Raw genomic sequence first — 21992 nt, forward strand, 5'->3', positions numbered from 1 at the left:
TGGATCAGATCGAGCGTCAACAGGCGAAGCTTGCGGAAAAAGGCATCGTTATTCGCGTGTGTGGCTTGGCAAACAGCAAAGGTCTTCTGCTTGATAGTGAAGGTCTGCCACTCGATCATTGGCGTGATCGTATGTCGGCTGCGACAGAAGAGTTCAGCCTAGCGCGTTTGATTTCTTTGGTTCAACGTAACCACATCATCAACCCAGTATTGGTTGACTGTACATCAAGTGAAGATATCGCGAACCAATACGCTGATTTCTTAGCTGCTGGTTTCCATGTCGTTACACCAAATAAAAAAGCAAACACAGCAAGCATGGCTTACTACCATCAGCTTCGCGATGTTGCGCGCAGCTCTCGTCGCAAGCTGATGTACGAAACAACTGTGGGGGCGGGTCTACCGGTAATCGAAAACCTGCAAAACCTAATCTCAGCGGGTGATGAGCTAGAGCGCTTCAGCGGTATTCTTTCTGGCTCTCTGTCATACATCTTCGGTAAGTTAGATGAAGGTATGAGCCTAAGTGAAGCAACTAATATCGCAAAAGAAAATGGTTTTACTGAACCGGATCCTCGTGATGATCTTTCTGGTATGGATGTTGCGCGTAAGCTTCTGATCCTAGCTCGTGAAGCAGGCATGTCTCTAGAACTAGAAGACGTTGTGGTTGATCAAGCACTGCCACCAGGTTTTGATGATTCTGGTAGCGTTGATGAATTTATGGCGCGTTTACCTGAAGCAGACGCCTACTTTAAAGAATTATCTGCAAAGGCAGCGGAAGAAGGCAAAGTACTGCGCTACGTTGGTGAGATTAATGAGGGCAAGTGCACAGTAAGCATCGCAGCGGTGGATGAAAACGATCCAATGTATAAAATCAAGGACGGTGAAAACGCACTGGCATTTTACAGCCGTTACTATCAGCCAATCCCACTAGTGTTACGTGGCTATGGTGCAGGCACCGAAGTAACGGCTGCGGGTGTATTTTCTGACGTGATGCGTACTTTAGGTTGGAAACTAGGGGTATAACAATAATGAGTTCAAGTGATATGGATGTAGTGGTTTATGCCCCAGCATCAATTGGTAATGTAAGCGTTGGCTTTGATGTGCTGGGGGCTGCCGTGTCTCCAGTGGATGGCACACTATTGGGTGACCGTGTATTGGTGAAATCTGGGGCTGATCCGTTCAGCCTTAAAACGGCGGGTGATTTTGTTGAGAAATTGCCAACTGAACCAAAAGAGAACATCGTCTACGACTGTTGGCTCGTGTTTGCTCGTGAGTTAGACAAAAAAGGCGTTGGGCTAAAACCACTTGAGATGACGCTAGAAAAGAACATGCCAATTGGCTCTGGTTTAGGCTCAAGTGCATGTTCTATCGTCGCTGCATTAGATGCATTGAACCGATTCCATGGACAGCCACTTAACGAGACAGAATTATTGGCGCTGATGGGAGAGATGGAAGGCAAGATCTCTGGTGGTATTCACTACGACAACGTTGCGCCATGTTACCTTGGTGGTGTGCAACTGATGCTTGAAGAGTTGGGTATCATCAGTCAAGAAGTGCCTTGCTTTGATGATTGGTACTGGGTGATGGCGTATCCGGGTATCAAGGTATCAACGGCGGAAGCGCGTGAGATCCTACCATCTCAATACCGCCGACAAGATATCATCGCTCATGGTCGCCACCTTGCGGGCTTTATTCATGCGTGTCATTCTGGTCAGCCAGAACTTGCTGCAAAAATGATCAAAGACGTGATCGCAGAACCGTATCGTGAGAAACTGCTTCCAGGTTTTGCGAATGCACGTCAATACGCAGCGTCTGCGGGTGCATTGGCAACCGGTATTTCTGGCAGTGGTCCGACACTGTTCAGTATTTGCAAAGAGAAAGATGTCGCTGAGCGAGTTGCTCGCTGGTTAGAACAAAACTACGTACAAAACGAAGAAGGATTCGTCCACGTTTGTCGTCTAGATAAGCAGGGTTCGAAAGTAACAGGAAGTGAGCTATGAAGCTTTACAATATAAAAGAAAATGATGAACAAGTTTCCTTTGGCCAAGCCGTTCGCCAAGGGTTAGGCCGTAACCAAGGTCTATTTTTTCCATCGGAATTACCAAAATTTGAAGATATCGATGCGCTGCTTGCAGAAGACTTTGTCTCTCGTAGCACTAAGATTCTATCGGCGTTAATTGGAGATGAACTTACAGAGGAGCAAGTGAATGCCCTTGTTGATGCTGCGTTTCAATTCCCTGCGCCTATCAACCAAGTAAAAGACGGTGTTTATGCACTGGAACTGTTCCATGGTCCAACGCTTGCGTTTAAAGACTTTGGTGGTCGCTTTATGGCGCAATCTCTTGCTGCGGTTTCGGACGGCGGCAAGATCACCATTCTGACGGCAACGTCTGGCGATACTGGCGCAGCCGTTGCGCATGCTTTCTACGGTATGGAAGACATCAATGTTGTGATTCTTTACCCGAAAGGAAAAATCAGCCCACTGCAAGAGAAGTTATTCTGTACGCTTGGTAAAAACATTCACACTGTCGCGATCGATGGCGACTTCGATGCGTGTCAGGCACTGGTTAAGCAAGCTTTTGATGATTCAGCACTGCGTGAAGAGATCGGTCTGAACTCTGCAAACTCAATCAACATCAGCCGTTTGATGGCGCAAATCTGTTACTACTTTGAAGCAGCTGCGCAAATGAGCAAGCAAGAGCGTGAAAACCTAGTGGTATCAGTACCAAGTGGTAACTTTGGTAACCTAACTGCTGGTCTACTGGCAAAAGCGCTGGGCTTGCCTATCAAACGCTTTATCGCGGCAACTAATGCCAATGACACTGTTCCTCGCTACCTAGAAACAGGTAAGTGGGAGCCAAAACCAACAGTCGCAACAACATCGAACGCGATGGACGTGAGCCAACCAAACAACTGGCCTCGTATTGAAGAGCTGTGCCGCGTGAAAGAGTGGGGCTTGGAGACGTTAGGTAAAGGCGCAGTATCTGATGAGCAAAGCGCACAGTCAGTGAAAGATTTACATGCTCTAGGCTACCTATGCGAACCGCATGGTGCGATTGCTTACCGAGTGCTTGAAGAACAATTGCAAGACGGTGAAACCGGTCTGTTCCTATGTACTGCTCACCCTGCGAAGTTCAAAGAAGTCGTGGATGATATTCTAGAATCCGATATCGAGCTTCCTGCGCCACTAGCGAAGCACGCTGCGATGGAGCTGCTATCGGAAGAGCTCGACGCAGACTTTGACGCATTGAAACAAGTACTGCGCCGCGTGCAGTAAGCTTCAAAGTATAGTAAGTATCAAAAACAGAAATAACGAGAGGTGAATGAGTAATCATTCACCTTTTTTATTGTCGGTAAGTTTTGACTCTCTTTATGATTGAGAAACGAACTTAACTAAATGAGATGGAAAGAGAAGCATGCATTTTTTGATTTTTCTTGGCTCAGTGAGAGACAGCACGCCACCACGACCAGCCCGTTTAGGAATGCGAGTCAGTAAAGCGTGTGAAAAACTCATCGCGAGTCAACATTCGCAACATACGGTCGAAATCATCGACCCTTTGAATTACGACTTTGGTGATGTGTTTAAGCCCGAGTTTGCTTATCACCGCTCTAAAGTTCCGCAGAACCTAAGTGAGCTGGCAGGCAAAATCAAACATGCGGATGGGTATGTGATGGTTAGCCCGGAATATAACCATTCGATGAGTCCTGCTCTGGCGAACACGCTTAACCATTTCGGCAGTTCGCTGTTTTCTTACAAGCCGAGTGCTATCGTGACCTATTCTGCCGGACAATGGGGTGGTGTTAGAGCTGCCGTTTCTATGCGTACCTTCTTATCTGAACTTGGATGTCTACCTGTCTCTGCGATGATCCACATTCCGAAAGCGCAAGAAGTCTTTGATGAACAGGGCGTTGCTGCGGATGAGTCGGAGCAGACGCAGTGGGACAACTATATGAATCGCACTATGCATCAATTGATTTGGTGGGCAGAAGGGGCGTCACTGCAAAGAGATAGGCTTGATCCAACCTCTGTAGCGCAAGCGTTTCAGAAAGATCCTTCGCAAAGAAATGCACCTCAGAGGCGAGTTGCTTTCCATTATAGAAAGGGGTTAGAAGGATTCTGAAACAAAAAAGCTTGGTCATTGCTGACCAAGCTTTTTAAATTCTAGCGAGCTAGTTTACTGAGAGATTATAGAGTCTCAGTAAAAGTACGAGCGATTACATCACGTTGTTGCTCTGGAGTTAGCGAGTTAAAACGTACTGCGTAACCAGAAACACGAATAGTTAGTTGTGGGTATTTCTCTGGGTGTGCAACTGCATCTTCTAGTGTTTCGCGTTTAAGCACGTTCACGTTTAGGTGTTGGCCGCCTTCGATACGAGGAGCAGTTTCGATTGCAACTTCACGGCTTTCGTATTCACCTAGGTCGCTGATTGCGATAACTTGGTCTGCTTCGTAGCCAGCAGTTGCAGCAACACAACGAGCTTCATTTTTTTCGCTATCTAATAGCCAGATAGAGTTTAGTAGGTCGTCGTTTGCCGCTTTTGTAATTTGGATACCTTGGATCATCACTATCTCCTAGACCACTTACGTGGTGATTATTGGTGTTAATTTTCGAATTTTCGTTGAGCTGAGTATTATATAGCTAATATCCACTATTTTAATATTGATTTAAGTCAAAAAACAACCAAAAACATTATTTTTATTAAGGTAATTTTATTGAGTTAAATCAATAAAACCTTTGAAAACAAACTAATTACAATTTATTTGATAATATAAAAAATATTTAATAACTAGTTTCGTTGTAAATTTACTACAAATTGAGATTAAAGTTTAAACTGGTTAACGCAACTATCTGTATTTAGGTAGCAATACTGAAAGTCTAAAGTGATTAAATGACAAACATGAAAAACAAGCTTGGGAATAAACTCATTGGTGCACATGTCTCTGCTGCTGGTGGGGTCGATCAAGCTCCGTTGAGAGCTCGTGAAATTGGCGCGAATGCATTCGCACTATTTACAAAAAACCAACGCCAGTGGGTGGCGAAGCCTTTAGAAGCAAAAACCATCAGTGCGTTTAAAGCGAACTGTAAAATGCTGGGTTTCGGAGCAGAACATATTCTTCCCCATGATTCTTATCTGATTAACTTGGGTGCGCCGGAAGAAGAAAAGCTGAATAAATCCCGCGCGGCATTTATTGATGAAATGGAGCGTTGTAATCAGTTAGGGCTGACTTTGCTTAACTTCCACCCGGGTAGTCACCTAAAGAAAGTCTCTGAACAGGAGTGCCTCGCAACGATCGCCGAGTCGATCAATCTTGCGCATAAAGCGGTGCCGAATGTGATCGCTGTTATCGAGAATACGGCAGGTCAAGGCACTAACTTAGGCTGGAAGTTTGAGCACCTTGCTGAAATCATCGAGCAAGTGGAAGATAAAGATCGTGTCGGCGTTTGTATTGATACCTGCCATACCTTTACGGCTGGTTATGACTTACGTACAAAAGAAGATTGCGAGCGCACCTTTGCAGAGTTCGACCGTATCGTAGGTATGCACTATTTAAGAGCAATGCATCTAAATGATTCAAAAGTAGAGTTTGCCAGCAAAGTAGATCGCCACCATTCTCTAGGTAAAGGAGAGATCGGGTGGGATTGCTTTGAGTACATCGCAAAAGACCCTCGTTTTGATGGTATCCCTCTGATTTTAGAAACAATTGATCCAGATATTTGGCAGCAAGAGATCGACACGTTGCGTCAATTCCATTTAGCGGCCATTGCCAGTTAATGGCGTAACCACAAAGTTGGCACCTTTCTTTCTTAGTCATTGAACATCAATCTCTGAATTAGCAAAGAAGGATGCCAACATGTCTCGACCACTCTCTTTTACTCCTTATGCTTACACTCGTCGCGTGCTTCGCTTACCGATGCCTAATCGTCACATTACCGGACGGGGGCATTTTCGAACGCCACAGAAGCATTAGTCTTTTATTACTTGTCTCAAGTTCGTGGTAAGTTTTTGTTTGTTTGAGTTTCGCTCGTTAGAATAGAAGCAAAATTTAGGACAGGAACTTTCCATGAATCAGTCACCCACTTGGCACGATGTGATCGGCGAAGAGAAAAAGCAGAGCTACTTTGTAGACACCTTGAATTTTGTTGAAGCCGAACGCGCCGCAGGCAAAGCTATTTTTCCTCCCGCAAAAGATGTCTTTAACGCGTTTCGTTTTACCGAGTTCAAAGACGTTAAGGTCGTGATTCTAGGACAAGACCCATACCACGGCCCAAATCAGGCGCATGGCCTGTGTTTCTCTGTACTTCCTGGCATTAAAACGCCACCGTCACTGGTTAATATGTATAAAGAGCTGGCGCAAGATATTGAAGGTTTCCAAATCCCTCAGCATGGTTTTTTGCAAAGCTGGGCTGAACAAGGCGTATTGTTACTCAATACGGTATTAACGGTGGAGCAAGGTAAAGCGCATTCACATTCAAAGACAGGTTGGGAAACGTTTACTGATCGAGTGATTGAAGCCATTAATCAGCATCAAGAAGGTGTAGTGTTCTTGCTGTGGGGTTCACATGCACAGAAGAAAGGTCGTTTTATCGATCGCAATAAGCACCATGTGTTAGCTGCCCCACACCCATCGCCACTTTCTGCACATCGAGGCTTTTTCGGTTGTAAGCATTTCTCTCAAGCAAACCAGTTGCTTACATCACAAGAAAAAGCACCAATTAACTGGCATTTGCCATTAACGGTATAAATGAAGAGACAGCGATCATGGATGCTATGATCGCTGTTTTTTTGAGCATGCTCGAGGCTGATAGTAAATTTCTCATGTACACTTACTAAAAGTAGGTGTTAAGGAGAGACGCTATGATGATCGAAAGAATTCGACGCGAACATGGTTATATGGTTCGTCTGTTGGCGATACTGCGCCATAAGCTTAATGAGATAAAAAAAGAACGTGTAATCAACTATGCGTTAGTAAGCGAGATTGTTGATTACCTCTCTAATCATTCGGAGAAAGTACACCACCCGAAAGAAGATATCCTCTATCACCACTTTCTTGAACACTATGGTAAGCAACAAACCATGGAAAATTTAGAGAAAGAACATCTAGAGTTAGCTAGTAAAACCAGAGAGTTTTCATCCGTGATAGAGATGATCCTTCAGGATGCTGTTGTGCCACAAGACATGTTCGTCGCTCACCTAGAAGATTTCATTGAATCGCAAAGGCGCCACTTGGAGCTAGAAGAGCGAAAAATTTTGCCTCTCATTGAAGAGTTATTTACCACAGAAGATTGGCAGCATGTCGAGAGCTTATGGAGCGTCAGTGAGGATGATCCTGTGTTTGGTGACACGATTGCTGATCGTTATAAGCAGTTGGCCGAACGTGTTCGTCAAAGTGATACTGAGTATGTTTAAGCCTGAGTGATGAAACCTGAGCGAGCGAAAGCCGTCTCTCGGGTTTGTGAGATACATTTCTTATTTATTGGGAATCAACCGAAAATTTAGTGTGCATATTTCTCGGCAAAAAGTACGGAAGATTCTCATTGAGTAATAATGGTATTCATACTTAAACCTTGGTACATAAACTCACGGTGTTTACGGTCACTGTAAACAAAAAACAAAAGGCACCTGTAAGGTGCCTTTTGTTTGAATTAGAGTTTAATGTCTTCCAAGTTATAATCGGTACAGACATCAAGTTCGCGCAGCTCTTTAAGCAAATTGCGTCTGTCGTTCATCTCTTCTATTTCACGCCACTTTCGCTTTACTGGTTTGGCACGAGATTTGGTTGTTGAGGTAGTATCCAGATTAAAAATGTCATCTAGTTGAAAGCCTTCCATAAGCCACCTTTACCTTTCTTAAGCTAAACTGTTGTAACCAGTCCTTGTGGAGTTTTTTAAGTACCACAATAGCCGTGAGAATAACCATGATATATTTCGCATTTGTGTCGGTAGCATGACATTTTCGTGCAAAAATATTCTCAAAATCACACTTTTTATTGCAACGATGTGGATAAAAAATGCACAAACGATCTCAAGAAAACGATTAAATAGAGAGATTTTCTATGTTAATTCGATTTGATGAATGGGTGCACTGCGCAAAGGTTAAAGTTGCATAAAATCAGTTTGATGAAATAGTGTTCAATTAGATGGTAAGTCACTAGCGTAAATTTATGTAACACCTTGTGAATACTAGCTTGTTCTTGTTTATACGGTTTGCCATTCCATTTAATGAAGAATAATTATTTATGTTGGTGTTTGGTAATTGAAATGTTGCGCAGTTTGAGTGTTAAGTCTTCTATTTATGTTATTTTTTGGTGACTTTATAGTGAAAAATAACAATGTTATTCTTATTATTGCATATTGATTTTTGCGCTCCTAGGTTGCATTATCCGCCCGTCAAAAAATACGCTGGTACGTAAAATGGATGCATGAAGCGACGTTTACGATTCTAGATTGCCCATAAACATTACTTAAAAAGCTAAGCACACTTTGACACTTAGCAGGCAATTTGGTGGATGGCTAGGACGCATAGACTGGCGCAACTCACTTTGAGGTACACATGACAGACTTAATCAATTTGATGAACGATCTCCTCTGGGGCTCGATTCTGGTTTATCTTCTTGTTGGTGTTGGTATTTACTTCACCGTTCGATTAGGGTTCATTCAGTTCCGCCATTTCGGCCACATGTTCTCTGTTCTTAAGAACAGCCGTAAAGCAGACAAAGCTGGTATTTCTTCTTTCCAAGCGCTTTGTACTAGTCTTGCTGCACGTGTTGGTACAGGTAACATGGCGGGCGTTGCAGTGGCATTGACTGCGGGTGGTCCTGGTGCGATCTTCTGGATGTGGCTGATTGCAATGCTTGGTATGGCAACATCGTTTGCTGAGAGCACACTGGCGCAGCTATACAAAACCAAAGATGATGATGGCAACTACCGTGGTGGCCCTGCCTACTACATGGAAAAAGGCTTGGGCATGCGTTGGATGGGCGTGTTGTTCTCAGTTTTCCTAATCATCGCTTTTGGTTTGGTATTCAACGCCGTACAAGCTAACTCAATTGCCAATGCAATGAGCAACGCATTTGGTTGGAATAACCTGTATGTCGGTATTGCCGTTGTTCTACTGTCTGCAATTGTTATTTTCGGTGGCATCAAGCGTATCGCAAGAGTTGCTGAGATGATCGTTCCGATCATGGCACTACTTTATCTAGCCCTAGCGCTGTTCATCATGTTCTCTAACCTAGAGAAATTACCTGATGTATTGATGCTTATCTTTAAGAGTGCATTTGGTCTGCAAGAAGCAGCAGCAGGTGGTCTTGGCTACGCAATTGCACAGGCAATGATTAACGGTATCAAGCGCGGTCTATTCTCGAATGAAGCAGGTATGGGTTCTGCACCTAACGCGGCAGCTTCAGCAACACCTTACCCACCACACCCAGCGTCTCAAGGTTACGTACAGATGCTAGGCGTGTTCATGGATACGATCGTTATCTGTTCTGCAACAGTGGCTATCATCCTGATGTCTGGTGAGTATGTCGGTCAAGCAACAGAAGTGACGGGTATCGAGCTAACTCAGCGTGCATTGAGCTCACAAGTTGGCGATTGGGGCGGCATCTTTGTTGCTGTGGCAATCTTCTTCTTTGCGTTTACTTCAATCATTGCAAACTACTCGTATGCTGAAACGAACTTAATCTTCCTAGAGCACAATCATAAAGCGGGCTTAAGCATTTTCCGCGTTATTGTTCTTGGTATGGTGATGTTTGGTGCACTAGCTTCGTTACCAGTCGTATGGTCGCTTGCTGACGTCTCTATGGGTCTGATGGCGATAGTCAACTTAGTGGCGATCATCTTGCTATCTGGCATCGTGATTAAACTGGCAAAAGATTACAACCGCCAGCTTGGTGAAGGCAAAGTGCCAACATTTGATGCGAATGACTTCCCGGAGCTGAAATCTCAGCTTGAAGAAGGCATTTGGTACAACGATAAAAAAGACTAAGTGAGCTATCACTCATAGTTGAAAGCTATTAGTACGATGTAAAAAGCCATGCAGACAATGCATGGCTTTTTTTGTACCCTATTAAAAACAAAATTAGAGAAGGGAAAGTCATGCTTATCGTAGTTTCTCCAGCGAAGACTCTTGATTACGAGTCTCCGTTAGCGACAGAAAAATTTACTCAACCTGAGTTGGTCGAATACTCAAAAGAGCTTATCGATGTTTGCCGCAAACTGACTCCTGCTGATGTTGCCTCTTTAATGAAAGTGAGCGACAAGATTGCCGATTTAAATGTGGGCCGATTCCAAGAGTGGAGTGAAACGTTTACCACGGAAAACTCACGACAAGCCATTCTTGCATTTAAAGGTGACGTTTACACAGGGCTAGACGCCGAAAGTTTATCTGAAGCGGACTTCGAATATGCTCAAGATCATCTGCGTATGCTATCGGGTCTTTATGGTTTACTAAAACCACTTGATTTGATGCAGCCATACCGTCTTGAAATGGGTACCAAGCTTGCAAACGACAAGGGTACGAACTTGTACCAGTTTTGGGGCAATGTAATTACGGACAAGCTTAACGAAGCGATTTCTGCTCAAGGTGATAATGTCCTTATCAACCTTGCATCAAATGAATACTTTAAAGCGGTTAAGCCAAAGAATTTAGATGCGCAAGTGATCACGCCAGTATTCAAAGATTGTAAGAATGGTCAATACAAGGTCATCAGTTTTTACGCGAAGAAAGCGCGCGGTATGATGGCGCGTTACATCATTGAAAACCGTGTTGAGAGCGTTGCAGACCTGACTAAGTTTGATACGGCGGGTTACTACTTTGTGGAAGATGAATCGACGCCAACAGAGTTAGTATTTAAACGCGAAGAGCAAAAATAAAGCTGATTGAGACGTAGTCTACGTTAATCTCTATCAGCACAAACGAAAAAGGGTTGGCATTGCCAACCCTTTGTTATTTTCTAGCTTGAGCTACTTGGCCCCAACAAGATTACTTCTTCTTAGCGGTTTTCTTTTTCGCTACTTTTTTCTTGTCGTCTTTTTTCTTTTTCTTCTTAAACACAGGCTTTTTGTGTTTAGGACGCATCTCTTTCACGAAACGCTCTTTGATGTCTTCTTTCACGTAACGTGCAACGCGATCCATCATTGGTTGGTCGTGTGCTTCTACGATTGAGATAGCGTTACCTTTCTTACCTGCGCGAGCCGTACGGCCGATACGGTGAAGGTAAACATCAGCCGTGCGCGGCATGTCGTAGTTGATAACGTGTGATACATCCGGAAGATCGATACCACGCGCAGCAACGTCCGTCGCGAGCAGCACGTTCACAGTTCCATCGCGGAAGCGAGAAATCGCATTGTTACGACGATCTTGCGGCATTTCACCTTGAATCCAAGAACATGGAATCTGTGCACTTTCAAGCTGCGCTCGTAGCTCAGCCAAACGCTCACGAGTCTTTAAAAAGACGATAGTGCGCTCAGCTTGCTGAGTAATAATGTGTTTTAGTAATTCCAGTTTGTGTTCAGCATCATCAGCTCGGTGGTACCACTGAGCAATTTTCTTACGCTCACGCAGCGGCGATTTTGCGTCGATCTCTGCTGGGTCATTCAACAGATCAGCGGTAAAGCCTTCTACGCCTTTCCCTTCTAACGTTGCTGAGAACAGAAGGGTTTGCTTACGCCAGCGACATTCGTTAGATAGGCGATCGACTGTAGGAGCAAAACCCATATCTAGCATACGGTCTGCTTCATCAAGGATTAACCATTCGATTGCACGACAATCAAAACGTTCTGCATCAATGTATTCTTTTAAACGGCCAGGTGTCGCAACCACAATGTCTTGTGTTGTTGCAAGGATGTCGGCGTGCTCTTGGTACTGAACACCACCAGTGATGGTGAAAATGTTGAGTTTGGTATTTTTTGCCAAAGCACGTGCTTGATCGGCAATTTGCATCGCCAGTTCGCGAGTAGGCGTTAGGATCAAAATACGCGCAGGTCCAGGCTTACGACGAGGGAAGTCTTGCAAGTATTGCAATGCTGGCAGGACGAAGGCGGCCGTTTTACCAGTTCCTGTTGGCGCTGACGCTAGAATGTCACGACCGTCCAACGCTTGTGGAATCGCTTCTGCCTGAATTTTTGTTGGGCGTTCGTAACCCATCTCTTCAATGGCTTCAAGTAGGTTTTGGTCTAGATCAAGTTCAGCAAAGGTTCTGATCACAATGAGTTCTCCACAAGCAAAGCTTGGTTAATGGTTCGCCACAACAGCATAGAATACAAAAAGGTCGCACATTATAAAGTGATTGGTGATAAGGATCACATGTTATTTCACATCTTAAGATAAAACTCGCGGGTTAACTGGATGAAATCATCACTATAGCCGTCATTTGAACGGATAATTAAATGTGACGTCTGCAAATCGCAAGGTCGTTTTGACAGTTCAAATAACAGTCGGTGTACTGGTTTCTTTTCTGATGGTTGCACACGACAGATCCGCGATAGATACCAACTTTGGTTTAATGCTAGCTCAATGAACTGCTCGCCTTCGGTGATTGGCAACACAAAACTAGCTCTCCCTTCGTCATCAAGCAAATGATAGCAACGCTGTAGCAATGCGTTATGGCCTAGCGTATCAGTGTGCCTCGCGGTTGCACGTTGACTGTGTTTCGATTGCTCGCCGCTGTTGAAGTAGGGCGGGTTACAAATGATGCGTTGGAATGGATGTGTCGGCGTAAAGTGCAGTATGTCGGTGTGATGCACACTTACACGATCTGACCAAGGAGACTGGGCCATATTTTTTTGCGCGGCAGCAACGGCTGTTAATTCGATATCGACCGCGGTTATTTGAGCTTCTGTAAAGCGTTGAGCACACATCAGGGCAAGCAGGCCAGTGCCAGTGCCAATATCGAGAATTTTAGCGTCGTTAGGGCTTTGAATCCAAGCACCAAGCATTACCCCATCTGTGCTGACTGGCATACCACTCTCGCCGCCCTCAATACAAAATTGCTTAAAATTGAAGCCTTTAGTTTTCAGTTTTTTGTTCTTCATGATTGTTTTATATTTGCTCAATAATTAAGTGGATTGCTCTATTGTTTATTAATTGTATAGATTGTTGTTTTGTTGGTTACTAAATTGTATTGTTAATTGATCGAGATAAAGAACTGGTCTGTTATTTGGATCTGGTTATATCCACTGCTTTTAAGTTTGAAAACTAAATTAATATGGTGTTTTTTTCTTAAAGGTTGCCAAATGATGAGTCTTTCGTCATTATGCGGCGAAAATTTTATAGATTGAACCACGTGTACTTATTGACTTTAGGTATACAAAAAGTGGTCTAAGCATACACAACATTCATTAATTAAAAGACAAGGGTTATCTGTGAAGCAGACGTTAAAACTAACAGATATTATCGCAGTAGGCTTTATGCTATTTGCGTTCTTTTTAGGTGCGGGCAATATTATCTTTCCACCTCTAGCGGGTCAGTTAGCGGGTGAAAACTTAATGCCAGCTATGTTTGGTTTCTTGCTAACAGCGGTAGGTCTACCTCTTATTACTATCGTTGCTATTGCTGTTGCTGGTGGTTCTTGGGATCACTTGACGCAAGATCTTCCGAAAAAAGCGGCAGTTCTTATGGCTGCACTGATTTTCATCATCATTGGTCCTGCGTTTGCAGCGCCTCGTACTGGCCTAGTGGCTTACGAGATGGCGGTGAAACCTTTCTTCCTTGAGGCGTCACAAACGCATCTGACAGCGTTCTCAGTGATCTTCTTTATCGCAGCAATGATGTTCTCATGGTTCCAAGGCCGTTTGATCGATCTCATCGGTAAAGTACTGACACCAGCATTGTTCGTTGGTTTGATCATTCTTGCTGTCGCTGTCTTCCTTGATCCTCAGGGCGATATGATTGGCGCGCACGGTGAATACCTAACGCAGCCTCTGACCAAAGGCTTCTTAGAAGGCTACAACACAATGGATACGTTCGCGTCATTGATGTTTGGCATGCTGATGGTTGATGCACTGCGCGGTAAAGGCATTACTGAGCGCTCTGCAACTACTAAATATCTGATCTATGCAGGTTGTATTGCTGCTGCTGGTCTTGCGTTTGTTTACATCTCACTATTTTACTTAGGTGCGACGAGTGCAACGGTTGCTGCTGGTGCTGATAATGGTGGCCTAGTGCTTAGCCAATACGTTCAAGCGTTGTTTGGTCCATACGGTCAAATCGTTCTGTCTGTCATCGTATTGCTAGCGTGTCTGACAACCGCGATTGGCTTGATTTCTGCGTGTTCAGATTTCTTCAGCTCGAAAACACCACTGTCATACAAGCAATGGGTACTGATTAATGGTTCTGTTTGTGCATTGGTTGCAAACGTTGGTCTTGCGCAGCTGATTTCTCTGTCAGTGCCAGTATTGTTTGCGCTGTACCCTGTGGCGATTGCGTTGGTTGCACTAACATTTGTGCGCAGCAAACTGCCGAATCCACGCTTTGCTTACCGTGCAGTACTGCTTGTATCTCTGCTGTTTGCGTTGGTTGATGCGGCAAAAGTATCGGGTATTGATGTTTCTGCGTTTAACATGTTGCCATTATTCGAAGTCGGCATGGGTTGGGTGCTTCCAACATTTGCGGCTATCGTGTGCATGTTCTTCATCGCGAAACCTCGCCCAGAGCTAGCACAAGAAACCGCGTAATCACTTCGCGTTATCAAGATAATAAAAAGCCCGATGAATTACTTCATCGGGCTTTTTACTTTTTAATGATGACGTGTTTGCGCTATTAAAGCGTGTCGTGGAATTCCACAAGAACTTGTTCACACCATTTTTCGATGCGTTCATCACTCAGTTCGTACTGTGAGTCTTCATCTAACGCAAGTCCAACAAACTTGCTGCCATCTTCGATCAATGCTTTCGATGCTTCAAATTCGTAGCCTTCATTTGGCCAGTAACCGATAAAGGTTGCGCCTGTGGCTTGCAATTCATCGTGAAGTAAGCCCATCGCATCTAAATACCACTCTCCGTAACCTTCTTGGTCACCCAGACCAAACAGCGCTACAACTTTGCCTTTCAGTGGCGTGGTCGCGATGTCTTGCCAAATCGCGTTCCAATCTTCTTGAATTTCACCAAAATCCCAAGTTGAGATGCCAAGGAGTAATAAGTCGTAGTCCGCCATTAGTGATAACGGTGTCTCTTTCACATTGTGAATGTCGACAAGGTCTTCACCAATAAGGGTACGAATTTTCTCTGCTGCCATTTCGGTGTAGCAGGTCGTTGAGCCGTAAAAGAGTCCGATTTTCATTATATTCGTCGTTATTTGTGTTGCTGTTGTGGAAGATTCTAACCATAAATTGAGGAAGATTGCAGCGAATATCCTATGTGGGATGATTTTTTATGGTATTGGATTGACAGGTGCTTTAATCTAAATACTGTAAATATAAACAGATAAGGAAGCATTCATGACGGCACAACAGCCTGTCAATCAACAAGATTTTTCGCTTGTTGAGCAATTCTTAGATGCGATGTGGATGGAGCGTGGTCTATCAGAGAACACGTTGGCTTCCTACCGAAACGATTTAATGAAGCTGCTCGTGTGGATGGAAAAACATCGATACCGTCTTGATTTTATCAGTTTGTCTGGCTTGCAAGAATATCAAAGCCACCTTGTAGATTTAGATTACAAACAGACGTCTCGTGCGCGTATGTTGTCGGCGATTCGCCGTTTATTCCAATATCTGCATCGTGAGAAGGTGCGTGCTGATGACCCGAGTGCGCTCTTGGTTAGCCCTAAACTGCCACAACGTTTACCCAAAGATATTAGTGAAGAGCAAGTTGACGCGTTGCTCGAAGCGCCAGACCCGAATGACCCTATAGAATTGCGCGATAAAGCGATGCTAGAGCTACTCTACGCGACAGGGTTGCGTGTGACAGAGCTCGTCAGTTTGACCATGGAAAATGTTAGCTTGCGCCAAGGGGTGGTGCGCGTGACTGGTAAAGGTGGTAAAGAACGCCTGGTTCCTATGGGGGAAAACGCGGTCGATTGGATCGAGACGTTCATTCAACAAGGGCGCCCTGCGTTACTTGGTGATACATCATCTGATATTGTTTTTCCTAGTAAACGCGCAAGACAGATGACTCGTCAGACGTTTTGGCACCGTATTAAGTACTATGCTTTGATAGCAGGGATTGATACTGATCAGCTGTCGCCGCACGTACTGCGGCATGCCTTTGCCACGCATTTATTGAACTATGGCGCAGATCTCAGGGTCGTACAGATGCTTTTAGGACATAGTGACTTATCGACCACGCAAATTTATACTCACGTGGCGACTGAACGATTGAAGCAGATCCACAGTCAACACCACCCAAGAGCGTAACAATGGTTAGATTCATCCATGTCTTCTTGGAAAAACGATTTTACATTAAGGTGAATTTCATGAGCGTATTACGCCGACTAACTCTGCTGACTTTACCATTTTTTGTTACCGCTTGTGGTGCAGAAGAAAGTCAGGCTCAAACGGAGACTCCTGCGCAACAAGTAGCGCCAGCTGCACAAAGCGGCTTTGATGAAGCAGCATTAAAAACTAAGTTCTCAAAGCTTGGTTTATCTATCGTTGATATTCAACCATCAGACGTCGCTGGCTTATTGGAAATTCAAACCAATGGCGGGATCCTGTTTGCTTCAAATGATGGTAGCCACTTTATCGCCGGTACGCTTTATGCCATTAATGATGATGGCAGTTACAAAGATGTCATAGCAGAGCGTCAAGCGCCGCTTAACGCCGAGAAAATTGCGCAGTTCTCCGATAGCATGATCGAATACAAAGCCGACGATGAAAAGTACGTTGTGACCGTATTCACTGATATCACCTGTGGTTACTGTGTGCGTCTGCATAGCCAAATGCAAGGCTATAATGATCTAGGTATCACAGTGCGTTACATGGCTTACCCTCGCCAAGGTGCAACTGGCCCTGTGGCAGAGCAAATGGCAACGATTTGGTGTGCTGAAGATCCGGCGTCGGCAATGCACAACGCGAAAGTGAATCGTACATTTGATAACCCTGCGAAAGACTTAAAACAGTGTAAAGAAACCATCCAGGCGCATTACAATCTAGGTCGCCAATTGGGTATTTCTGGTACGCCAGCAATCTTCTTACCGAATGGCGAAATGGTTGGTGGCTACCTACCACCTGCAGAGCTATTGAAACGTTTAAAGCAACTATAATCCATTAGGAGCAGAGCCGGCAAAGTTGTCGGCTCTTTTAAGCATGATAGAAATTCAACGACGTCCTGAACCTGATCTTTCCCTTCTTCCTGATTCCATTCCTCCGATTCTTAAACGTATCTACATCAACCGTGGGATAACGGATCTTTCACAATTAGAAACGTCGGCCCGTGGGTTGCATTCATATCAAAAACTCGGGGGGATTGAGCAAGCTGTCGATCTTTTGTTTCAGGCGATAAAAGAACAAAAACGCATCATCGTTGTCGGTGATTTTGACGCTGATGGTGCGACAAGCTCAGCATTATCAGTACTCGCGCTGCGTATGCTTGGTAGTCACAATGTGGATTACTTAGTGCCAAATCGTTTTGAAGACGGTTATGGGTTAAGTCCAGAAGTCGTTGACCAAGCCTTAGAGCTTGGCGCTGAGATGATCATGACGGTGGATAACGGCGTCTCATCAATCGAAGGTGTGCGTTACGCAAAAGAAAATGGCATTACCGTGCTCGTTACCGATCACCACTTGCCTGGACAAGTGTTGCCTGATGTGGATGCAATGGTGAACCCAAATCTTGAGAGCTGTAGCTTTCCATCTAAAGCGCTTGCGGGGGTGGGGGTCGCGTTTTATCTCATGATGGCACTATGCGTTCATATGCGAAAACACAATTGGTTTGCAGAACAGGGGATGCAAGAACCCAAGTTGATGGAACTGATTGACCTTGTTGCACTGGGTACCGTCGCCGACGTCGTTCCATTGGATGAAAACAACCGCATTCTTGTACACCAAGGCTTGCAACGTATTCGTGCGGGCAAAGCGCGTCCCGGTATCCAAGCGTTAATTGAGGTCGCGAAGCGCGATGCGCGTCGTTTAGTTGCGTCTGACTTTGGCTTTGCTTTAGGTCCACGTATTAACGCAGCAGGCCGTCTTGATGACATGTCTTTCGGTGTTGAACTGTTGATGTGTAACAACATCCACGCTGCTCGTCGCATGGCAAGTGAATTGGATGGCTTGAACCAAACTCGTAAAGAGATTGAAGAAGGCATGAAGCAAGAAGCGATGGCTTTCTGTGAGCGCCTTCAGTTTGGTGAAGGCAATGAGCTTCCTTATGGCCTAGCCTTGTTCCATCGTGATTGGCATCAAGGTGTGATTGGTATTTTGGCTTCGCGTATTAAAGAGAAGTTTCACCGTCCAGTCATTGCATTTGCTGATGGCGGAGAAGGGACGATTAAAGGCTCGTGTCGTTCTATTCCGGGGCTACACATGCGTGATGCGTTGGATTTCATCGACACGCAAAACCCGGGTTTGATCATCAAGTTTGGTGGACACGCCATGGCAGCAGGCTTAACGATTAAAGAGCAGGATTTTGAGCGTTTCAGTCGTTTGTTTGATGAAGTGGTAAAAAAGGAACTCGATGAAGCGGCGCTAAAAGGCGTGATCATGTCAGATGGTGAACTTAAGCCGGAAGAGTTCTCTATGCATGTTGCTGAACAGCTGCGATCGGGTGGCCCTTTTGGACAAGCTTTCCCAGAGCCAATCTTTGATGGTGAGTTTAAAGTACTGCATCAAAAGCTGGTGGGTGAGAAGCATCTTAAATTGATGTTAGAGCCGCTTTATAAAGGTCACCCTACCAATGTGATGATCGACGGCATTGCATTCAATGTTGATCTACGCCGATGGCCAGATGCATCGGTTAAAACAGTACGTCTCGCGTATAAGCTGGATGTGAATGAATTTCGTGGTAATCAATCATTGCAATTGATGATCGACCATATCGAAGCTAAGTAATACCTAGATTAACCTTTCTTATAGAGTACGGTTGCCCCTAAGTGGGCGTAAAATTTTATGACCGTGCTCTCTCTCACCGCAATCTGATTTCTCATCCGAAATTTTCCTGTATCTCGGTCACATTTTTCAGTAGAATTTCTCGGTTAAATTCTATTCTAAAATGTTGAGTAAACATGTTTGAAATCAATCCAATTAAAAACCGTCTACAGGACGTGTCTCAGCGCACAAATGTCCTGAGGGGGTATCTTTGACTATGACGCGAAGAAAGAGCGTCTAGAAGAAGTCAACGCAGAACTTGAACAACCAGATGTATGGAACGAACCTGAGCGTGCGCAAGCACTGGGCAAAGAGCGTGCATCACTAGAAGCGGTTGTTGAAACCATTGATCAACTAGAGCAAGGTGTGGAAGATGTAGAAGGTCTTCTTGAGCTGGCTGTAGAAGAAGAAGATCAAGAAACATTTGACGAAATTGAACCAGAACTTGCTGAGTTGGAAGAGAAGCTAGAAAAGCTTGAATTCCGTCGTATGTTCTCTGGCGACCACGATGGCTCTGATTGTTACATCGATTTGCAAGCAGGCTCTGGTGGTACAGAAGCACAAGACTGGACTAACATGCTGCTGCGTATGTACCTACGTTGGGCAGAAGCGAAGGGCTTCAAAGCTGAAGTGATTGAAGTCTCTGAAGGTGAAGTCGCGGGTCTTAAGTCGGCAACAGTTCGCATCTCTGGTGAATATGCGTACGGTTGGTTACGTACTGAAACGGGCGTTCATCGTCTTGTTCGTAAATCTCCGTTCGATTCAGGCGGTCGTCGCCATACGTCATTTGCTTCTGCGTTCATCTATCCAGAGATTGATGAAAACATCGACATCGACATTAATCCTTCCGACCTACGTATTGACGTTTACCGTGCGTCAGGCGCAGGTGGTCAGCACGTAAACACCACAGAATCTGCGGTACGTATTACGCACGTACCTACGAACACAGTGGTTCAGTGTCAGAATGACCGTTCTCAACATAAGAACAAAGATCAGGCAATGAAACAGCTTCGAGCGAAGCTATTTGAGCTTGAATTGCAAAAGCAAAATGCGGAAAAACAAGCTAATGAAGACGCTAAGTCTGACATTGGCTGGGGTAGCCAGATCCGTTCTTACGTATTGGATGACTCACGTATTAAGGACCTCCGTACGGGCATTGAAAACCGTAATACTCAAGCGGTTCTTGATGGCGATCTGGACAAATTTATTGAAGCTAGCCTGAAATCAGGTCTATAAAGCTTTTCACCGACAAAAACAGGATACATCGAAAATGACTGATGCTGTTCAAAACGAAACTGTACTAGAAGAAAATAAGCTGATTGCTGAACGCCGCGCTAAACTGGATGCAATCCGAAAGAGCTGCAAAGCGAACGGCCATCCAAACGACTTCCGTCGTGACGCACTAGCGGGCGACCTTCAGAAAGAGTTCGGTGAAAAGACGAAGGAAGAGCTAGAAGAGCTTAACCACGTAGTAGCAATCGCTGGCCGTATCATGGCTAAACGTGGTCCATTCTTGGTAATTCAAGAAACTTCTGGCCGTATCCAAGCTTACGCTGACAAAGCGGTTCAAAAAGTACTTAAAGAAAAATACCAAGGTCTAGATATCGGTGACATCATCGGTGTTAAAGGTGCACTTCATAAGTCTGGTAAGGGTGACCTATACGTGAACATGGAAGAGTACGAGTTGCTAACCAAAGCACTACGTCCACTTCCAGAAAAGTTCCACGGTCTAACTGACCAAGAGATGCGTTACCGCCAACGTTACGTTGACCTGATCGTTAACGAAGAATCTCGTCAAGCGTTCGTAGTACGTTCTAAAGTAATGTCTGCAATCCGCAACTTCATGATCTCTAAGCAGTTCATGGAAGTTGAAACGCCAATGATGCACGTTATCCCTGGCGGTGCGAGTGCGCGTCCATTCATCACGCACCACAACGCACTAGACATGCCAATGTACCTACGTATCGCGCCAGAGCTATACCTGAAGCGTCTAGTTGTTGGTGGTTTTGATCGCGTATTCGAAATCAACCGTAACTTCCGTAACGAAGGCCTTTCTCCACGCCACAACCCAGAATTCACAATGATGGAATTCTACATGGCGTACGCAGACTACAAAGATCTGATGGACCTAACTGAAGAACTACTAAGCTCAGTGGCGCAAGAAGTTCTAGGTTCAACGTCAATGCCTTACGGTGATGAAACGGTTGAGTTTGGTGGTACTTACACTCGTATGAGCATGTTCGAAGCAATCAAGCACTACAACCCAGACCACGCGCAAATCCAAGCGCTAACAGAAGAAGACCTACAAAACCGTGATCTAATGGTTTCTATCGCGAAATCTGTTCACGTTGAAGTAGAACCTTTCTGGACATGTGGTCAGCTTCTTGAAGAGATCTTTGGTGAAACAGCAGAACCTAAGCTAATGCAGCCTACGTTCATCACTGGTTACCCAGCAGATATTTCTCCGTTGGCTCGTCGTAGCGACGATAACCCGTTCTTTACAGACCGCTTTGAGTTCTTTATCGGTGGCCGTGAAGTAGCGAACGGTTTCTCAGAGCTTAACGATGCTGAAGACCAAGATGCACGCTTTAAAGCACAGGTTGAAGCGAAAGAGTCTGGTGACGACGAAGCAATGTTCTACGATGCAGACTACATCACTGCTCTAGAGCACGGCCTACCGCCAACAGCAGGCCAAGGTATCGGTATCGACCGTTTGGTTATGCTACTGACTAACACGCACACTATCCGTGACGTGATCTTATTCCCTGCAATGCGCCCGCAAGCGTAATTCGATAGGATGAGTAAAAACCACCTTCGGGTGGTTTTTTTTTGCCTTTTAGTTAAGCTGATTCAAGTTGTTGCATTTGCTTTTTAATGGGATATGCAAATAAACATTCGCCAAATCTCAATCTATTGCATAGTCTTAATACTGAGACAGACGTGAGGGGGCGGAGTCTCGATAATGTTACCCGCTC

19 protein-coding genes and 1 pseudogene are annotated in these 21992 nt (G+C 44.8%); 15 read left to right on the top strand and 5 right to left on the bottom strand.

Going from position 1 to position 21992, the window contains the following annotated elements; all coding sequences use genetic code 11:
* The 4 genes and pseudogenes from thrA to IQP38_RS10210 form a co-directional block, all read left to right on the top strand.
* Positions 1 to 1019: pseudogene (gene thrA / locus IQP38_RS26365) on the top strand (bifunctional aspartate kinase/homoserine dehydrogenase I); the annotation flags it as partial.
* Positions 1020 to 1039: 20 nt separating this feature from the next.
* Positions 1040 to 1996: a homoserine kinase gene (gene thrB / locus IQP38_RS10200; protein ID WP_193837561.1), complete on the top strand. Its 957-nt coding sequence runs from the start codon at positions 1040 to 1042 to the stop codon at positions 1994 to 1996.
* Positions 1993 to 3273: a threonine synthase gene (gene thrC, locus IQP38_RS10205; protein WP_005381818.1), complete on the top strand. Its 1281-nt coding sequence runs from the start codon at positions 1993 to 1995 to the stop codon at positions 3271 to 3273. The genes thrB and thrC overlap by 4 nt, the downstream gene beginning before the upstream one ends.
* 139 nt (positions 3274 to 3412) lie before the next feature.
* The gene (locus tag IQP38_RS10210) at positions 3413 to 4117 is read left to right on the top strand and encodes an NADPH-dependent FMN reductase (RefSeq protein ID WP_193837553.1); all 705 of its coding nucleotides are present in this window, start codon (positions 3413 to 3415) and stop codon (positions 4115 to 4117) included.
* A 65-nt stretch (positions 4118 to 4182) separates the two neighbouring features.
* Here the strand turns inward: IQP38_RS10210 and grcA are convergent, their stop codons facing one another.
* Complete coding sequence (grcA, locus tag IQP38_RS10215; protein ID WP_005381814.1) at positions 4183 to 4560, bottom strand: autonomous glycyl radical cofactor GrcA; 378 nt, start codon at positions 4558 to 4560, stop codon at positions 4183 to 4185.
* A 326-nt stretch (positions 4561 to 4886) separates the two neighbouring features.
* On the opposite strand from grcA, the gene nfo reads away from it, so the two are divergent.
* The 3 genes from nfo (at position 4887) to IQP38_RS10230 (ending at position 7406) form a co-directional block, all read left to right on the top strand.
* Complete coding sequence (gene nfo, locus IQP38_RS10220; RefSeq protein WP_053304353.1) at positions 4887 to 5771, top strand: deoxyribonuclease IV; 885 nt, start codon at positions 4887 to 4889, stop codon at positions 5769 to 5771.
* A 289-nt stretch (positions 5772 to 6060) separates the two neighbouring features.
* Positions 6061 to 6741: a uracil-DNA glycosylase gene (gene ung / locus IQP38_RS10225; RefSeq protein ID WP_005382846.1), complete on the top strand. Its 681-nt coding sequence runs from the start codon at positions 6061 to 6063 to the stop codon at positions 6739 to 6741.
* A gap of 113 nt (positions 6742 to 6854) precedes the next feature.
* The gene (locus tag IQP38_RS10230) at positions 6855 to 7406 is read left to right on the top strand and encodes a hemerythrin domain-containing protein (RefSeq protein WP_017821507.1); all 552 of its coding nucleotides are present in this window, start codon (positions 6855 to 6857) and stop codon (positions 7404 to 7406) included.
* A gap of 236 nt (positions 7407 to 7642) precedes the next feature.
* On the opposite strand, the gene IQP38_RS10235 is transcribed toward IQP38_RS10230, so the two are convergent.
* A complete protein-coding gene (locus tag IQP38_RS10235) occupies positions 7643 to 7828 on the bottom strand; it encodes a DUF3545 family protein (protein WP_005381805.1) in 186 nt (61 codons plus the stop codon).
* 721 nt (positions 7829 to 8549) lie between these two features.
* Here IQP38_RS10235 and IQP38_RS10240 point away from each other — a divergent pair.
* Entirely contained in the window at positions 8550 to 9983 is a 1434-nt protein-coding gene (locus IQP38_RS10240) for an alanine/glycine:cation symporter family protein (protein ID WP_005381800.1), read from the top strand.
* Positions 9984 to 10093: 110 nt separating this feature from the next.
* On the top strand, positions 10094 to 10870 hold the full coding sequence (gene yaaA / locus IQP38_RS10245; RefSeq protein ID WP_005382848.1) for a peroxide stress protein YaaA: 777 nt from the start codon (positions 10094 to 10096) through the stop codon (positions 10868 to 10870).
* A 109-nt stretch (positions 10871 to 10979) separates the two neighbouring features.
* Here the strand turns inward: yaaA and srmB are convergent, their stop codons facing one another.
* Positions 10980 to 12203 carry an ATP-dependent RNA helicase SrmB gene (srmB, locus tag IQP38_RS10250; protein WP_005381797.1) on the bottom strand — a complete coding sequence of 408 codons (1224 nt, stop codon included), beginning with the start codon at positions 12201 to 12203 and terminating at the stop codon, positions 10980 to 10982.
* Positions 12204 to 12310: 107 nt separating this feature from the next.
* A complete protein-coding gene (locus tag IQP38_RS10255) occupies positions 12311 to 13030 on the bottom strand; it encodes a tRNA1(Val) (adenine(37)-N6)-methyltransferase (RefSeq protein WP_017635070.1) in 720 nt (239 codons plus the stop codon).
* A gap of 330 nt (positions 13031 to 13360) precedes the next feature.
* On the opposite strand from IQP38_RS10255, the gene brnQ reads away from it, so the two are divergent.
* Entirely contained in the window at positions 13361 to 14671 is a 1311-nt protein-coding gene (gene brnQ, locus IQP38_RS10260; RefSeq protein WP_005381792.1) for a branched-chain amino acid transport system II carrier protein, read from the top strand.
* Positions 14672 to 14756: 85 nt separating this feature from the next.
* Here brnQ and fldB read toward each other — a convergent pair whose 3' ends face one another.
* The gene (gene fldB, locus IQP38_RS10265; protein WP_005381790.1) at positions 14757 to 15275 is read right to left on the bottom strand and encodes a flavodoxin FldB; all 519 of its coding nucleotides are present in this window, start codon (positions 15273 to 15275) and stop codon (positions 14757 to 14759) included.
* Positions 15276 to 15432: 157 nt separating this feature from the next.
* Between fldB and xerD the strand changes: the two genes are divergently transcribed.
* The 5 genes from xerD (at position 15433) to lysS (ending at position 21805) form a co-directional block, all read left to right on the top strand.
* A complete protein-coding gene (gene xerD, locus IQP38_RS10270; protein WP_005381788.1) occupies positions 15433 to 16350 on the top strand; it encodes a site-specific tyrosine recombinase XerD in 918 nt (305 codons plus the stop codon).
* Between the two features lie 59 nt (positions 16351 to 16409).
* The gene (dsbC, locus tag IQP38_RS10275) at positions 16410 to 17198 is read left to right on the top strand and encodes a bifunctional protein-disulfide isomerase/oxidoreductase DsbC (RefSeq protein WP_005381786.1); all 789 of its coding nucleotides are present in this window, start codon (positions 16410 to 16412) and stop codon (positions 17196 to 17198) included.
* Positions 17199 to 17241: 43 nt separating this feature from the next.
* Positions 17242 to 18981, top strand: a complete 1740-nt coding sequence (recJ, locus tag IQP38_RS10280) for a single-stranded-DNA-specific exonuclease RecJ (RefSeq protein WP_193837554.1) — start codon at positions 17242 to 17244, stop codon at positions 18979 to 18981.
* A 173-nt stretch (positions 18982 to 19154) separates the two neighbouring features.
* Positions 19155 to 20253 (top strand): peptide chain release factor 2 gene (gene prfB / locus IQP38_RS10285; protein ID WP_193837555.1). Its coding sequence is split into 2 segments (ribosomal slippage): positions 19155 to 19229 and positions 19231 to 20253, totalling 1098 coding nucleotides; the frame shifts between segments, so codons are not numbered across the junction.
* A gap of 34 nt (positions 20254 to 20287) precedes the next feature.
* Positions 20288 to 21805, top strand: coding sequence for a lysine--tRNA ligase (gene lysS, locus IQP38_RS10290; protein ID WP_193837556.1), 1518 nt, complete (start codon positions 20288 to 20290; stop codon positions 21803 to 21805).
* The last annotated feature ends 187 nt before the right edge of the window (positions 21806 to 21992 follow it).

Source organism: Vibrio sp. OPT41 (genome assembly GCF_015163595.1).
Classification (GTDB): domain Bacteria; phylum Pseudomonadota; class Gammaproteobacteria; order Enterobacterales; family Vibrionaceae; genus Vibrio; species Vibrio alginolyticus.

Bases quoted from the DNA above. Each gene is read 5' to 3' on its own strand.
- IQP38_RS10240 (WP_005381800.1), top strand. From the start codon at position 8,550: ATGACAGACTTAATCAATTTGATGAACGATCTCCTCTGGGGCTCGATT.
- dsbC (WP_005381786.1), top strand. From the start codon at position 16,410: ATGAGCGTATTACGCCGACTAACTCTGCTGACTTTACCATTTTTTGTT.
- ung (WP_005382846.1), top strand. From the start codon at position 6,061: ATGAATCAGTCACCCACTTGGCACGATGTGATCGGCGAAGAGAAAAAG.
- thrB (WP_193837561.1), top strand. From the start codon at position 1,040: ATGGATGTAGTGGTTTATGCCCCAGCATCAATTGGTAATGTAAGCGTT.
- thrC (WP_005381818.1), top strand. From the start codon at position 1,993: ATGAAGCTTTACAATATAAAAGAAAATGATGAACAAGTTTCCTTTGGC.
- yaaA (WP_005382848.1), top strand. From the start codon at position 10,094: ATGCTTATCGTAGTTTCTCCAGCGAAGACTCTTGATTACGAGTCTCCG.
- xerD (WP_005381788.1), top strand. From the start codon at position 15,433: ATGACGGCACAACAGCCTGTCAATCAACAAGATTTTTCGCTTGTTGAG.
- recJ (WP_193837554.1), top strand. From the start codon at position 17,242: ATGATAGAAATTCAACGACGTCCTGAACCTGATCTTTCCCTTCTTCCT.
- IQP38_RS10255 (WP_017635070.1), bottom strand. From the start codon at position 13,030: ATGAAGAACAAAAAACTGAAAACTAAAGGCTTCAATTTTAAGCAATTT.
- IQP38_RS10230 (WP_017821507.1), top strand. From the start codon at position 6,855: ATGATGATCGAAAGAATTCGACGCGAACATGGTTATATGGTTCGTCTG.
- IQP38_RS10235 (WP_005381805.1), bottom strand. From the start codon at position 7,828: ATGGAAGGCTTTCAACTAGATGACATTTTTAATCTGGATACTACCTCA.
- lysS (WP_193837556.1), top strand. From the start codon at position 20,288: ATGACTGATGCTGTTCAAAACGAAACTGTACTAGAAGAAAATAAGCTG.
- nfo (WP_053304353.1), top strand. From the start codon at position 4,887: ATGACAAACATGAAAAACAAGCTTGGGAATAAACTCATTGGTGCACAT.
- IQP38_RS10210 (WP_193837553.1), top strand. From the start codon at position 3,413: ATGCATTTTTTGATTTTTCTTGGCTCAGTGAGAGACAGCACGCCACCA.
- grcA (WP_005381814.1), bottom strand. From the start codon at position 4,560: ATGATCCAAGGTATCCAAATTACAAAAGCGGCAAACGACGACCTACTA.
- fldB (WP_005381790.1), bottom strand. From the start codon at position 15,275: ATGAAAATCGGACTCTTTTACGGCTCAACGACCTGCTACACCGAAATG.